Annotated in this window: 9 protein-coding genes; all 9 read left to right on the forward strand. The window is 49.5% G+C overall.

The annotated features are described in order from the left end of the window. Positions 1 to 154 precede the first annotated feature (154 nt). The 9 genes from scfB (at position 155) to MWG26_RS06895 (ending at position 14735) form a co-directional block, all read left to right on the forward strand. The gene (scfB, locus tag MWG26_RS06855; protein ID WP_025655280.1) at positions 155 to 1576 is read left to right on the forward strand and encodes a thioether cross-link-forming SCIFF peptide maturase; all 1422 of its coding nucleotides are present in this window, start codon (positions 155 to 157) and stop codon (positions 1574 to 1576) included. Further along, a complete protein-coding gene (locus MWG26_RS06860) occupies positions 1563 to 3788 on the forward strand; it encodes a protein translocase subunit SecDF (RefSeq protein WP_025655281.1) in 2226 nt (741 codons plus the stop codon). The genes scfB and MWG26_RS06860 overlap by 14 nt, the downstream gene beginning before the upstream one ends. A gap of 684 nt (positions 3789 to 4472) precedes the next feature. Then, a complete protein-coding gene (gene recJ / locus MWG26_RS06865; RefSeq protein WP_025655282.1) occupies positions 4473 to 6185 on the forward strand; it encodes a single-stranded-DNA-specific exonuclease RecJ in 1713 nt (570 codons plus the stop codon). A gap of 162 nt (positions 6186 to 6347) precedes the next feature. Further along, positions 6348 to 8651, forward strand: coding sequence for a RelA/SpoT family protein (locus MWG26_RS06870; RefSeq protein WP_025655283.1), 2304 nt, complete (start codon positions 6348 to 6350; stop codon positions 8649 to 8651). A 4-nt stretch (positions 8652 to 8655) separates the two neighbouring features. Continuing rightward, on the forward strand, positions 8656 to 9276 hold the full coding sequence (locus MWG26_RS06875; RefSeq protein WP_025655284.1) for an MBL fold metallo-hydrolase: 621 nt from the start codon (positions 8656 to 8658) through the stop codon (positions 9274 to 9276). A gap of 84 nt (positions 9277 to 9360) precedes the next feature. Further along, positions 9361 to 10788 (forward strand): coproporphyrinogen dehydrogenase HemZ, encoded by a 1428-nt coding sequence (hemZ, locus tag MWG26_RS06880; RefSeq protein WP_025655285.1) that lies wholly within the window; start codon positions 9361 to 9363, stop codon positions 10786 to 10788. Further along, positions 10779 to 12044 carry a histidine--tRNA ligase gene (hisS, locus tag MWG26_RS06885; protein ID WP_025655286.1) on the forward strand — a complete coding sequence of 422 codons (1266 nt, stop codon included), beginning with the start codon at positions 10779 to 10781 and terminating at the stop codon, positions 12042 to 12044. Before hemZ ends, hisS begins: the two co-directional genes overlap by 10 nt. Before the next feature lie 76 nt (positions 12045 to 12120). Then, a complete protein-coding gene (gene aspS / locus MWG26_RS06890; protein ID WP_117440730.1) occupies positions 12121 to 13905 on the forward strand; it encodes an aspartate--tRNA ligase in 1785 nt (594 codons plus the stop codon). Positions 13906 to 13916: 11 nt separating this feature from the next. Next, complete coding sequence (locus tag MWG26_RS06895; protein ID WP_117440729.1) at positions 13917 to 14735, forward strand: MurR/RpiR family transcriptional regulator; 819 nt, start codon at positions 13917 to 13919, stop codon at positions 14733 to 14735. Positions 14736 to 15623 lie beyond the last annotated feature (888 nt).

The following is a 15623-nucleotide window of genomic DNA, read 5'->3' on the forward strand; positions in this document are numbered from 1 at the left end:
ACTTACATAACGGCGGATGGTCGGGCGTGTGCTGTGCTTTCAGAGTATTTAAAAGTACCAATCAGGGCAGCGACCTCGGCCGCTGCCTTACGCTTGTTACCGGGAATCAAAATCGGTAATGGCCTGAATTATGATGAAAGTGAGGGTATCTGTTGTGATACATCAGTACCAGAATAATGGATATAACATTGTCCTTGATGTGAACAGCGGTGCTGTCCACGTGGTGGACAAGTCCGCATATGATGTGATTGCATGTCTCGAGGCAATGAATTCTTCCCATACTGTGGAATCTCTGCAGTCAGAAGAAACATACCGGCGCCTCAAGGAGACTTTGGGTGGATCCTTGAGCGAATCGGATCTGCAGGAAGTGCTGGAAGCGGTGATCGAGCTTACCGAATCCGGGCTGCTTTTTACGGAGGACATCTATGAGGCGTATATTGGGGAGGTAAAGCAGCGGAAAACGGTGGTAAAGGCGCTCTGCCTTCATATCGCACATGACTGCAACCTGGCCTGTAAATACTGTTTTGCGGAAGAGGGGGAATATCACGGGAGACGTGCGCTGATGTCCTATGAAGTGGGCAGGAAGGCGCTGGATTTTCTGATTGCCAATTCCGGAAGCAGAAGGAACCTGGAAGTGGATTTCTTCGGAGGCGAGCCTCTGATGAACTGGCAGGTGGTAAAGGATCTGGTGGCATACGGAAGAGAACAGGAAAAGCTGCATGACAAGCATTTCCGTTTTACCCTGACCACGAACGGTGTTCTTCTCAATGATGAGGTTCAGGAATTTGTGAACCGTGAGATGGATAATGTCGTACTGAGCCTTGACGGCAGAAAAGAAGTGAATGACAGCATGCGGCCCTTCCGCAACGGAAAGGGAAGCTATGACCTGATTGTGCCTAAGTTCCAGAAGCTGGCCAAGAGCAGGAATCAGGAGAAATACTATATACGTGGGACATTTACCCGGGGGAATCTGGACTTTTCGAAGGACGTGATGCATTTTGCAAAACTTGGCTTCCAGCAGATATCTATTGAGCCGGTCGTAGGGGAAGAGACAGATCCCTATGCCATACGCGAGAGCGACCTGCCGCAGATCTTCAGCGAATACGATACGCTGGCAAAGACAATGGTGGAACGCGAGCGAAATGGCGAAGGATTTACATTCTTCCATTTTATGCTGGATCTGGAAGGCGGGCCGTGTGTGGCCAAGCGTCTGTCCGGCTGCGGTTCGGGAACTGAGTACCTGGCTGTGACGCCATGGGGGGATCTGTACCCCTGCCATCAGTTTGTAGGGGATGAAGCATTTTTAATGGGAAATGTGGACAGCGGAATTGTGAAGCCGGAGATTGCAGATGAATTCCGCAGCTGCAGCGTTTACTCAAAGGAAAAGTGCCGCAGCTGTTTTGCAAGATTTTACTGCAGCGGCGGCTGTATGGCTAATTCTTACAAATTCCATAATACAATCCACGATACCTATGATGTCAGCTGTGAGATGGAACGTAAGCGTGTGGAGTGCGCGATTATGATAAAGGCTGCATTGGCAGATGAAGAAAGGAATGTGACTCATGAAGAAAAGTAAAGGCGTTATCAGCCTGATTCTGACTGTTGTCCTGATTGCCCTTTTGGGCTTTACAACAATTGTCGGATTCGGGAAAACAGGTTCAGGCGCTGCAAAGAACATTAAACTTGGGCTGGATCTGGAAGGCGGTGTCAGCATCACCTATCAGGTAAAAGGGGACAAACCGTCCCAGTCTGACATGGATGACACAATCTACAAGCTGCAGAGGCGTGTAGAGCAGTATAGTACAGAAGCAACCGTATATCAGGAAGGCGATGACAGAATCAGCATCGAAATCCCCGGCGTTAAGGATGCTAACAAGATCCTTGATGAACTGGGGCAGCCCGGTTCCCTGTATTTTATCCGGGAGAAGGACAGTGAAGGCAATGCAAACTACAGTCTGGATTCCAGCGGCAAATACAAACTGGACAAGACCATTGAAGAACTGCAGGAAGACGGCTCCATTGTTCTCAATGGTACGGATGTTAAGAATGCGCAGGCAGCGACCACCCAGGATGATCTGAAGAATAAGGAAAATATCGTACAGCTGTCCTTTACAAAAGAGGGGACGGAGAAGTTTGCGGCGGCTACAAAGGCTGCGCTGGCGGCAAAGGAAACCATTGCGATCTATTACGATGGAGAGCTGATCAGTGTACCTAGTGTAAATTCCGAGATTAAGGATGGCGAGGCACAGATCTCCGGCAGTATGAGTTTCGAAGAAGCAGACAAGCTGGCTTCGACGATCCGTATCGGCGGACTGAGCCTGGAACTGGAAGAACTCCGTTCAAATGTAGTGGGTGCACAGCTCGGCGAAGAGGCAATCAGCACCAGTTTAAAGGCGGGAGCGATCGGCCTTGCTATTGTATTTATCTTTATGTGCGCTGTTTACCTGCTTCCGGGGCTGGCAGCAAGTATTGCGCTTATCATTTACACAGGGCTGATTCTGGTTCTGCTGAATGCATTTGACATTACACTGACCCTGCCGGGTATTGCGGGTATCATCCTTGGTATCGGTATGGCGGTGGATGCGAACGTAATAATCTTCGCCAGAGTGCGGGAGGAACTGACGGCCGGCAAGTCCGTGAGGGCATCCCTGAATGCAGGTTTCCATAAGGCAATGTCAGCCATTCTGGACGGCAATATTACAACCCTGATTGCTGCGGCAGTCCTGTGGCTTAAGGGGAGCGGTACTGTAAAAGGTTTTGCGCAGACGCTGGCCCTTGGTATTGTGGTTTCTATGTTTACTGCCCTTGTAATCACCCGTCTCATCGTATATGCCTTCTATGCCGTAGGCATTCACAACCAGAAAGTATACGGACGTGTGAAAGCGGAACGTAAACCGATCGATTTCCTCGGAAAGAAAAAGGCATTTTTCGGAATCTCTATCGCGTTGGTTTTAGTAGGCTTCGTCTTTATGGGAATCAATGGAGGCCAGGGAAAGGGCGTTCTGAATTACAGCCTGGAATTTAAGGGCGGTACTTCGACTAATGTGACCTTTGATCAGGAATACAGCCTGGAGGAGATTGATAAAAATATCGTACCTCTGATTGAGGATGCAACCGGCGACAACAATGTTCAGGTTCAGAAGGTGGAAGGAACTAGCCAGGTCATCTTCAAGACACAGACTCTGGAATTGGATAAGCGCGAAGCATTTAATAAAGCTATGGTCGATAATTTCAAGGTAAATGAGGATGAGATTACGACGGAAAATATTAGTTCAACGGTCAGCTCAGAGATGAGGCAGGACGCGGTCATCGCAGTTCTGATTGCAACGATCTGCATGTTGCTTTACATCTGGTTCCGTTTCAAGGATATCCGCTTTGCAACCAGCGCGGTACTGGCGCTGCTGCATGACGTACTTGTGGTACTGACGTTCTATGTTATCGCAAGGGTATCCGTTGGAAATACATTTATCGCATGTATGCTGACTATAGTAGGTTACTCTATTAACGCGACCATCGTAATCTTTGACAGAATCCGTGAGGAGATGAAGACGAAGAAGCGCGGGGAGGATCTGGCTGTTCTTGTAAACAGATGTATCACCCGTACACTGACGCGTAGTATTTACACCTCGTTGACAACGTTTGTAATGGTGGCGGTACTTTATATTATGGGTGTAAGTTCAATCAAAGAATTTGCACTGCCGCTGATGGTGGGAATTGTATGTGGAGCTTATTCATCTGTGTGCGTAACGGGGGCACTCTGGTATGTGATGAAGAAGAGAAGCAAGTAGGATATTGGCGGGGGCGCCTGAGAAAATCGGGATGCTCCGCCGCTGTCCGGTGAGGCTTATGCTGATTCCGGAAACCGGCCGCTTAGCCAAGAAGCGCTAACTGAGAAAAAGCCGCATTTTATGGAACCGAGCGTATTCACTTAGAAAGCCGATGCTTTCTAAGCTCAGACGCTCTGGATAATTGATTCGGAATCAATTATCCTCCATAAAATGCGGCTTTTTCGCAGTAAGCGCTTCTATGGCACGCTAGAGGCTTCCGGAATCAGCATAAGCCTCACCGGACAGCGGCGAAGCATCCCGATTTTCTCAGGCTGAACGCATCCTTGCGGGAGGGGGGCTTGCCCGGAGGTTTGGCGGGGGCGGCTGATTGGATTGGGGAGACGGGGGAGCTTTTTAGAGAGTTTACAGTTACTATGCGCGACTCCTGGGCCGTGAATAGTAACTGTTTATATGCTGCGTCGACAAATTACGACAGGTTCTTGTTGACAGTGGGGTGTGTTTGTGGATAATATGGTACTGATATGTGTAATTCGGAGATATTTTGGGTTATGCGCTTTTAGGGGCGGCAGTGAGTTGTTATGCAATGCACGGGTGTGCTGATGCGGTGATGTTTGAGCAAGCTAATAGGTGAAGGCAATAGATGTGAGCTGGGGTGCGGTATAACATGTACGAGGAGGACAAAAGGTGGAGAAGTGGTTTGTTTCTATGAAGAAGGCGGATTTTAATGGGATTGCTGAGCGGTACCATGTTTCTCCGATTCTTGCGCGGCTGATTCGGAACCGGGATTTGATGACGGATGAGGAGATTGGGTTTTATCTGCATGGGACGATTGCGGATTTGTATGATGGAATGCTGATGAGGGATATGGATAAGGCGGTGGAGATTCTGGCGGAGAAGATCCGGGAAGGGGAGGCCATTCGCGTTATTGGGGATTATGATATTGATGGGGTGAATGCCACTTATGTGCTGCAGGAAGGGATTTCTAAGCTCGGCGGTGAGGTGGATACGGATATTCCGGACCGGATACGGGATGGGTATGGATTGAACAGGATGCTGATTGACCGTGCCCTGGAGGACGGTATCGATACGATTGTTACGTGCGATAATGGGATTGCGGCTGCGGAGGAGATTGCTTATGGCAGACAGAAGGGACTTACGATTATTGTGACGGATCACCATGAGGTGCCATATCTGGAGGCGGGCGGTGTGAAGGAATATCTGCTGCCCCAGGCGGACGCGGTGGTGGATCCGCACCGGGTGGATTGTGAATATCCTTTTAAAGGACTTTGCGGGGCGGCAGTGGCCTACAAACTGGTGGAAGCGCTTTATGAGGTGATGCAGAAAGATGTGGATGACATTGATTATCTGATGGAAAATGTGGCCATAGCTACTGTAGGGGATGTGATGGACCTGACCGGTGAAAACCGGATTTTTGTGAAGCAGGGGCTGGAAATGCTGAAGCGTACCGGTAATCTTGGACTGAGGGCGCTGATTGAGTGTACGGGAGTGCCTGTGGACAGACTGTCGGCTTATCATATTGGATTTGTGCTGGGACCCTGCATTAATGCCAGCGGCCGTCTGGACACGGCAAAACGCGCGCTGGAACTTTTGAATGCTCCGAACCGCAGAGAAGCCGTGATGCTGGCGGAGGATCTTAAGGCTCTCAATGACAGCCGCAAGGAGATGACGGAAAAGGGCGTGGAGCAGGCGGTGGAGCAGATTGAGAATACTTCTTTGAAGGAGGATAAGGTTCTGGTTGTTTATCTTCCGGAGTGCCATGAAAGTATAGCGGGCATCATAGCGGGAAGAATTAAGGAGAGATATTACCGTCCTACCTTCGTGCTCACCCAGGGCGAGGAGGGTGTGAAAGGCTCCGGGCGGTCTATTGAGTCCTACAATATGTTTGAGGAAATGTGCAGATGCCGGGCGCTGTTTACGAAGTTCGGGGGGCATAAGCTGGCAGCAGGGCTGTCCCTGGAGGAGGAAAATGTGGACAGATTCCGTGAGACAATCAATGAGCTGGCTGCGTTATCCGAGGAAGACCTTCTGCCGAAAGTATCCATAGACATGCAGCTTCCTCTTGCATATGTGACCGAATCGCTGGTATCCGAACTGGAGCTTCTGGAGCCTTTTGGAAAAGGAAATACGAAGCCCCTGTTCGCGGAAAAGAATCTGAAGGTACTCAGCCCCAGAATTATCGGAAAAAATCAGAATGTTCTGAAATTTCGTGTACAAGACAGGCAGGGAAACCAGATGGAGGCAATTTATTTCGGGGATGCGCAGGACTGCCTGGACTACATAAGGCAGAAAGACGAGATGTCGTTTACCTTCTATCCGACTGTGAATGACTATATGGGTAAGAGAACACTGCAGATTACTGTTGTAAACTATCAATAGGCCAATTTCAATGGGCAGGATGCGTAACAGTTCAGGCTTGCCTGAACTGTTGCCGATTTTATGTGTTTTTGCGTCTATTTATGGGGAAATAGTTTGAAAATTGTTAAAATAATGTTATACTTAAGGGTATGAAACTTACCATAGAAGAAAGGGGGAATTGATATGGCGGGAACTCCGGAATATGAATTACTGAATAAAAACCTGGAGATTGTGGATGGGCATGCTGTGAAAGCACCCGAAGATTATCAAGACCCTGAACAATTATATCAGGCTTTGATAGCCAGAGTCAGGAAGTATCACCCATCCGCAGATATTACCCTGATTGAGAAGGCCTATAGGACGGCTAAAAGCGCGCATAAGGACCAGGCGCGTAAGTCAGGCGAACCGTATATTATACATCCTCTCTGGGTGGGCATTATACTCGCCGATCTGGAGATGGATAAGGAGACAATCGTTGCAGGTATGCTGCACGATGCCGTGGAAGACACGGAAATGACACTGGAGGATGTGGCAAGAGAGTTCGGCGAGGAAGTAGCGCTTCTGGTCGATGGGGTCACGAAACTGGGACAGTTATCCTACTCCCAGGATAAGCTGGAGGTTCAGGCGGAGAATCTGCGTAAGATGTTTCTGGCCATGGCGAAGGATATCCGTGTGATCATTATTAAGCTGGCGGACCGGCTGCACAATATGCGTACACTGGAGTTTATGACTCCGGCCAAGCAGAAGGAAAAAGCCCGGGAGACGATGGACATTTACGCTCCGATTGCACACCGGCTCGGTATTTCCAAGATTAAGACGGAACTGGATGACCTGTCGCTGAAGTATTCCCAGCCGGAAGTGTATTTTGACCTGGTGCGGGATCTGAATGAGCGCAAGACTGAGAGGGAGGAGTTTGTACAGCAGATTGTGGCTGAGGTTTCCACCCATATGAAAAACTCTCACATCGAGGCGAAGGTATATGGCCGGGTCAAGCATTTTTTCAGTATTTATAAAAAGATGGTAAACCAGAATAAGACGCTGGATCAGGTATATGATCTGTTTGCTGTGCGCATCATTGTGGATTCGGTTAAGGACTGCTATGCTGCGCTTGGCGTGATTCATGAGATGTACACGCCCATACCGGGGCGTTTTAAAGACTATATTGCCATGCCGAAAGCAAATATGTACCAGTCCCTCCATACAACGCTGATGGGACCTTCCGGGCAGCCTTTTGAGATACAGATCCGCACGGAAGAGATGCACAAGACGGCAGAATTCGGAATCGCGGCGCACTGGAAGTATAAAGAAGGCGGTGCCGGAAAGAGCGTGAAAGCGCAGGAAGAAGAAAAGCTGAGCTGGCTGCGCCAGATTCTGGAGTGGCAGCGTGATATGTCGGATAACCGGGAGTTTTTAAGCCTGCTAAAAGGCGACCTGGACTTATTTGCAGAGGATGTATATTGCTTTACCCCCAACGGGGACGTAAAGAATCTGCCTAACGGTTCCACTCCGGTGGATTTCGCATATGCGATCCATAGTGCGGTGGGGAATAAGATGGTGGGTGCCAGGGTGAACGGGAAGCTGGTCAATATTGACTATAAGATACAGAACGGGGACAGAATTGAGATTCTGACCTCTCAGAATTCCAAGGGGCCCAGCCGGGACTGGCTGAATATTGTCAAAAGCACCCAGGCGAAGAACAAGATTAACCAGTGGTTTAAGAGAGAATTTAAAGAAGACAATATCATCAGGGGAAAAGAGCTGATCGCTGCCTACTGCAAGACAAAGTCTATCAATCCGCAGAATATCATGAAATCGAAATATCAGCAGATTGTACAGCAGAAGTACGGATTCCGTGATTGGGATGCGGTGCTGGCGGCGCTCGGACACGGCGGTGTGAAGGAAGGCCAGGTCGTGAACCGCCTTGTGGAGGAGTATGAGAAAGAACATAAGAAAGAGATCACGGATGAAACTATCCTGGAGAAGATCTCCGAGGCGAATAATCAGAAGGTGCATATCGCTAAGTCCAGGAGCGGGATCGTGGTCAAGGGAATCGATGATATGGCGGTGCGTTTTTCCAAGTGCTGTAATCCGGTGCCCGGAGATGAGATTGTTGGTTTTGTCACCAGGGGACGGGGGATGTCGATTCACAGGACGGACTGTGTGAACATGATTCATCTCTCCGAGACCGAGCGTGAGCGGCTGATTGATGCCGAGTGGGAAGAGACGGCAGCGGAAGAAAACGGCGGACAGTATCTGGCGGAACTGAAGATGTTTGCCCATGACAGGCAGGGGCTTTTGATGGAGATTTCCAAGATTTTCACAGAGGCTAAGATTGATGTGAAGTCTATGAATATTAGAACGAGCAAGAAGGGAACGGCTTCTCTGGATATGGGATTTATTGTCCATGGCAGAGAGGAACTGAACCGGGTAATTGAGAAGCTGCGCCAGATTGAAGGCGTGATGGATATTGAAAGGACGGCGGGGTAGAGCGATGAAGGTAGAGAAGTTTGTTATTGGAATGATCCAGACGAATTGTTATCTTGTTCAGAATGAAGAATCAAAGGAATGTTTTCTGGTGGATCCGGCTATCTGTCCGGAAGAGCTGGTGAGCCATATAAAAAGCGAGGGACTTGAGCTGAAGGCAATTCTGCTGACACACGGGCATTTTGACCATATTATGGGGATTGATGGATTCCTGAAGGAATTTCCGGTTCCCGTTTATGCACACGAGGAGGAGCAGGGGCTGCTAAATGATGCCGTGCTGAATGCCTCGGCAGAATATGGACCAGGCTATACTTTTTCAGGTGCCGAGTATTTAAAAGACGGCCAGAAGCTGACAGCTGCAGGGATGGAGATCGAGGTGCTGTATACGCCGGGACATACAATCGGCGGATGCTGTTACTATATTCCTGCGGAAGGTGTACTGTTCAGCGGGGATACCCTGTTCTGGACTTCCATCGGCAGAGGGGATCTGCCCACAGGAAGCTACAGCGAGCTTGTGCGGTCCATTCAGGATAAGCTGATGCGCCTTCCCGGGAAGACTAAAGTTTATCCGGGGCATATGCAGGAGACTTCGATTGGTTTTGAGAAGATACACAATCCGTTTATTTGATATGGCAAATTCGGTTGGAATTCTCTGTACCGCATTGTCAGCAACTCTCCAAAAATAACTTATAGTCAGGAATTTGAGTTTATTATGATAGAGATCAGCAGTAATGATACATTGTATATGTACAATTTGTACCATATCGTAAAAGCCTTTTTTCCGAATGAGGAAATCAGGCAGAAGGTGGATGACAGGCAAGAACCTCTGGTAAGACTAGTGTTGGAAGGGGGCTCTTGCTTTTCCATTACGAAGGAGCAAGCCGGGCATTCCGGGGACCGGCAGGAGATGAAACGTCATGTGACAAAACGGATCTATGATTATCTCAGCAGCGTGACCGGGAGGGCGCTTGCCTGGGGAATGCTGACCGGCGTCAGGCCGACGAAGCTGGCGATGCAGAAGCTGGAAAACGGTATGAGCCAAGAGGAGACGATCAGATTTCTGGAGGATGTATTTGGGGTCAGTCCCCAAAAAGCAGCGCTTGGATGTGAGATTGCGCAGCGCGAGAGGGAACTCCTGGGGCGGCTGGACTGCCAAAATGGCTGGAGCCTTTATGTAGGTATCCCATTCTGCCCCAGCATTTGCTCATACTGCTCCTTTGGCTCGTCCCCGCTTAACCGGTGGGCTGACAAGATGGATCTGTATATGGACGCCCTGTGTAAAGAGGTGTCGGCCATCGGCAGGGCGGCAGCGGGCCGAAAGCTGAATACCATTTATATCGGGGGAGGCACCCCGACCACGCTCCACGCAGCGCAGCTTGATCAGCTGCTAAGCCTTTTGGAGGAGGAATTTTCTTTTGACAATCTGCTGGAATTCACGGTAGAAGCGGGAAGACCGGACAGTATTACTGTTGAAAAGTTAGAGGTACTGGCGCGTCATCCGGTGACCCGGATTTCGGTGAATCCGCAGACCATGCAGCAGAAGACGCTGGATGCAGTTGGAAGAAGGCACAGTGCCCAGGACGTGAAAGACGTGTTTTGGCAGGCCAGGAGAATGGGATTTACGAATATTAATATGGACTTGATTGCAGGGCTCCCCGGAGAGGACGCCGCGGATATGCGTGATACGCTCAGACAGATCGAGGAACTCGGGCCGGACAGTCTTACGGTTCACTCGCTTGCAATCAAAAGAGCCGCAAAGTTTGGGCAGGAGAACCGGGAGATAGACCTTCATTCCGGGATTGAGCAGATGATGGAAGAGTGCGCTGCATCCGCGGAAAGGATGGGCCTTTTACCCTACTATCTGTACCGTCAGAAGAATATTGCAGGAAATTTTGAAAATGTTGGCTATGCAAAGGTTGACAAAGCCGGAATATACAATATACTAATTATGGAAGAAAAGCAGACAATCCTTGCCGCCGGGGCCGGTGCTTCCACGAAAATTGTGCTGCCGGAGAAGATTACCTTGGAGAACGGCAGGCAGACAAGCCTGGTAAGAATTGAAAATGTGAAGGATATTGCGGAGTATATCGGCCGCATTGATGAAATGATAGAGAGAAAAGGAGAATGGTTATGGCGTTAAAGAAAAAACCGGTTACCGGAATGAAGGACATGATGCCCGGAGAAATGGAAATCAGAGATTATTGTATCGGGCTCATTAAGGAAACATACAAGGCATTCGGATTTTCATCGATCGAGACCCCCTGCGTGGAGCATCTTGAAAATCTGTGCAGCAAACAGGGCGGAGATAATGAAAAGCTGATTTTTAAGATCCTGAAAAGAGGAGAAAAGCTGAAAATTGATGCGGCCCGGGACGAGGCGGATCTTGTGGACGGCGGCCTGCGCTATGACCTGACTGTGCCGTTGTGCCGTTATTACTCCAACAATGCGAACGACCTGCCATCCCCTTTTAAGGCGTTGCAGATGGGAAATGTATGGCGTGCCGACAGACCTCAGAGAGGGCGTTTTCGCCAGTTTATGCAGTGCGATATTGATATTTTAGGAGAGCCGGGCAACCTGGCAGAGATCGAATTGATCCTTGCCACGTCTACCCTGCTTGGAAAGCTGGATTTTAAAAACTTTACCATCCGCATCAATGACAGAAGATTTTTAAAGGCAATGGCAGCGTACAGCGGATTTCAGGAAGCAGACTATGAGAATGTTTTCATCACACTGGACAAGATGGACAAGATCGGCATGGACGGTGTGGCGGCGGAATTAGAGGATTGCGGTTATGCGAAAGAATCGGTGGAAAAATATCTTCAGTTATTTAAAGAAATTACAGGGGACGTGGAAGGCGTACGCTACTGCAAAGAGAAGCTGGAAGGCTTTCTCGAGAATGAAGCGGCGGCTTCGCTGGAAATGATTATTACAAGTGTAGAAAGCGCGAAGGAAGCGGATTTCAGAATCACGTTTGACCCCACCTTGGTGCGCGGCATGTCCTATTATACCGGAACTATATTCGAAATTTCCATGGATGAGTTCGGAGGCTCCGTTGGAGGAGGAGGACGCTACGATGAGATGATCGGAAAATTCACCGGGCAGAATACCCCGGCGGTAGGATTCTCCATCGGATTCGAGCGGATTGTCATGTTATTGCTGGAACGGGGCTATCAGGTGCCTTCCAGCCGGGATAAAAAGGCATTTTTAATCGAGAAAAACATGCCCCAGGAAGGTATGCTGAAAGTGCTGAACCTGGCAAAAGCAGAGCGCGCGGCAGGGCGGCAGGTCATGATCGCCAATATGAAGAAGAACAAAAAGTTCCAGAAGGAACAGCTGACAGAACAGGGATACGGAGACATCGTAGAATGTTATCGGGATTCCATAGATACTCTCTAAATGTGAAAAAAGTGTGAACGGGGTCTGACCCTTTTGCAAAGGGGTCAGACCCCTATGAAGAAAGGATGAATAGGATATGGCTGAATCAATGAAAGGATTAAAGAGAACCCACCGCTGCGGTGAGTTGTCCAGTGCAAATATCGGCGAGATGGTAACGGTTATGGGCTGGGTGCAGAAGAACAGAAACAAGGGTGGGATTGTGTTTGTGGACCTGAGAGACCGTTCCGGTATTCTGCAGATTGTGTTTGAGGGGGAGGATAAGTCTGCCCTGATCGATAAAGCGGCGAAGCTGCGCAGTGAGTTTGTAATTGCGGTTGTGGGCAGGGTGGAAGCGCGCAGCGGCGCTGTGAATGAAAACCTTGCAACAGGAGAGATTGAAATCAGGGCGGATGAACTGCGAATCCTTTCCGAATCAGAGACACCTCCGTTCCCGATTGAAGAGAACAGCAAAACAAAGGAAGAACTCCGCCTGAAATACAGATATCTGGATCTGAGAAGGCCGGATCTGCAGAAAAACCTGATTATGAGAAGCCGGATTGCTACTCTTACCAGACAGTTCCTTTCCGAAGAGGGATTTCTGGAGATCGAGACTCCGATACTCGGTAAGAGCACTCCGGAGGGCGCAAGGGACTACCTGGTGCCGAGCCGTGTTCATCCGGGCAGTTTTTACGGGCTTCCCCAGTCACCGCAGCTTTTTAAGCAGCTGCTGATGTGTTCGGGTTATGACCGCTATTTCCAGATCGCAAAATGTTTCCGCGATGAGGATCTCCGTGCGGACAGACAGCCGGAGTTTACCCAGATCGATATGGAGCTTTCCTTTGTGGACGTAGACGATGTGATTGATGTAAATGAAAGACTTCTTGCAAGACTCTTTAAAGAGGTGCTGGATGTGGATGTAGCGCTGCCTATTCCAAGAATGACATGGCAGGAGGCGATGGACCGTTACGGTTCCGACAAGCCGGATACCCGTTTCGGCATGGAGCTCGTGGATGTGACAGAAGTGGTCAAAGACTGTGATTTCGTTGTATTCAAAGGCGCCGTGGGGAATGGAGGGACAGTCCGGGGCATCAATGCCAAAGGCCAGGGCGGCATGCCGCGCAAGAAGATCGATAAACTGGTCGACTTTGCAAAAGACTTTGGTGCTAAGGGACTTGCCTATATTGCATTGCAGGAGGATGGCAGCATGAAGTCTTCCTTTGCCAAATTCATGACAGAGGATGAAATGCAGGGCCTCGTACGGGCAATGTCCGGCGAACCGGGGGATCTGCTGCTCTTTGCGGCCGATCAGAATAAGGTTGTATGGGACGTTCTGGGAAATCTCCGCCTGGAAATTGCAAGACAGACGGAAATCCTGGATAAGAATGAGTACAAGTTTGTGTGGATCACGGAATTCCCGCTGCTCGAATGGAGCGAGGAGCAGAACCGCTATGTGGCAATGCACCATCCGTTCACCATGCCGATGGAAGAGGATCTGCAGTATATAGACTCTGATCCCGGCAGAGTACGCGCAAAGGCATACGATATCGTGCTGAGCGGAAATGAAATCGGAGGCGGCAGTGTCCGAATATTCCAGAATGACGTGCAGGAGAAAATGTTCGAGGTGCTTGGATTTACAAAAGAACAGGCCCATGAGCAGTTCGGCTTCCTTCTGGACGCTTTTAAATATGGAGTTCCGCCTCACGCAGGACTGGCATACGGACTGGACCGTATGGTGATGCTAATGGCAAAAGAAGACAGCATCCGTGATGTAATGGCCTTCCCGAAGGTAAAAGACGCTTCCTGCCTGATGACAGAAGCGCCGAATATTGTGGATGAAAAACAGCTGGGAGAACTGGGACTGGAACTTAAAAGCGCTGAATAGGAAGGTGGACCATGTATATTGTTGCTTATCGGCTGATTAACCTGCTCAATGATTCGGAATATGATTCTACTGAAGCTCACATTGCGGAAAGCCTGCTGGGGATAATCAAAGAAATTGAACACATGCCCATAGACCAGGTTGCGGACAAATGCCACATATCAAAGTCCACGTTGTCCAAGTTTGTAAAAAGACTGGGGTTTGAAGACTACAAGGAATTCCGTGACAATGCACGCAATGAAAAAAAGAGGGCAGGATATCATAACTACGAAGAAAAAGTCCCCATGGACAGATTCATTGAACAATACGGTATCGAGAGATTCCTGAGCGTCCTCTCCGGAGATATCGAACACTTCTTATCCGGCATAGACAGAAATCAGATCAGGGAACTCGCAAAAGCCCTGCATCAGTATAAGAAGGTGGCGGCATTCGGTTCTGTATATTCCGAGACCGTTGCAATGGATTTTATGTACGAAATAGCCGGAGTGGGCAAATACATCAAGACCAATATCTATGATGTCAAGCAGGAACAATATATCAATGAGGCCGATGAGGACACACTCATTATCATCTTTTCAAATTCAGGCCAGTATATATACGAAAACGGGATGAAGCCCCTGGATCAGTCCAGGTCCTTCGTCCGCAAAACAAAGGGCAGGATCGCCCTGATCACCTCCAACCGGGAGGCTGCATCCGATCCAAGCGTCAGCTATCCGGTACTGTATCATTTCACAACCAGAGTGCAGAACCATCCCTTCATAGAACGAATCATAGCCCAGATGATTGTCGAGGAGTTTAAACGTATTGGAGGGGGTCGCAGTACAGGCCCATAGAACACCGTCCACCGCTGGAAACGGAGATAGGGGGATTGGGAAGCGGGGGTTCGGCTGTAAGCTGGAGTAGAGTAAAAAAGAAGGAAAACCGGGGCGACCTGGCCACATCACCCGAAGCCTGATGGCTTCGCGCGCTGGGGCCAGGAATTTTTGTGATTCGGAATCACAAAAATTACCCCGGTTTTCCTTCTTTTTTACTTTACTCCAGCTAACAACCGAACCTACGCTTCCCAATCCCCCTATCTCCGTTTTCAGCGGTGGACGGCGTTCTATGCGCTGTACTGCTAGGGGGTTCCGGGGGCGGGAGTTTAGCGGGGAAACTGAGAGTTTTTAGGCGGGAGAGGCGGATTTTGGATGGGGATGCGGGATGGGGTGCCGATATAGGATGAAAAAAGCACCGGCTTGGTTATTGTGCATTTGATCAATATATATCCTCATCTCCATATCTTAATTCGGCAGCCGGATATGCCTGTGCAGTCAATTTGATCCACTGCTCCCGTCCAATCCGCTTCCATACGCAAAGATAAAACCAAACTCCCGTCCGGATGGACCCAGCCTGACAGGGGCGGAGGGGGTGCCGGAGGGGGAAACTTTGCAGGCCTTTTTGAGCGGCATAGAGAGCGCCGTAGTATCACTTGATAAAAACCGCACCGGATGAGAAGGCTAAACTCTGCTTCCGAAGCAGAGTTTAAGCCGGCCTGAGCCGCGCAATTCATCAGAATTGCGGGGTGAATGCCGGTGGTGCCTTCTCATCCGGTGCGGTTTTTATCTAGTGATACTTGGCAAACGGATCGCCGCTAAAAAGGCCTGCAAAGTTTCCCCCTCCGGCACCCCCTACGCTCCTGTCAGGCGCCCCCTTCCCTCATCTTTTTGTGTAGACTACACAAA

Source organism: Faecalicatena contorta (assembly GCF_022835095.1).
In the GTDB taxonomy this organism is placed as follows: Bacteria; Bacillota; Clostridia; order Lachnospirales; family Lachnospiraceae; genus Faecalicatena; species Faecalicatena contorta.

Coding starts and splice junctions, on each gene's coding strand:
- hisS (WP_025655286.1), top strand. CDS start 10,779: ATGGCGTTAAAGAAAAAACCGGTTACCGGAATGAAGGACATGATGCCC.
- hemZ (WP_025655285.1), top strand. CDS start 9,361: ATGATAGAGATCAGCAGTAATGATACATTGTATATGTACAATTTGTAC.
- MWG26_RS06895 (WP_117440729.1), top strand. CDS start 13,917: ATGTATATTGTTGCTTATCGGCTGATTAACCTGCTCAATGATTCGGAA.
- aspS (WP_117440730.1), top strand. CDS start 12,121: ATGGCTGAATCAATGAAAGGATTAAAGAGAACCCACCGCTGCGGTGAG.
- MWG26_RS06870 (WP_025655283.1), top strand. CDS start 6,348: ATGGCGGGAACTCCGGAATATGAATTACTGAATAAAAACCTGGAGATT.
- MWG26_RS06860 (WP_025655281.1), top strand. CDS start 1,563: ATGAAGAAAAGTAAAGGCGTTATCAGCCTGATTCTGACTGTTGTCCTG.
- MWG26_RS06875 (WP_025655284.1), top strand. CDS start 8,656: ATGAAGGTAGAGAAGTTTGTTATTGGAATGATCCAGACGAATTGTTAT.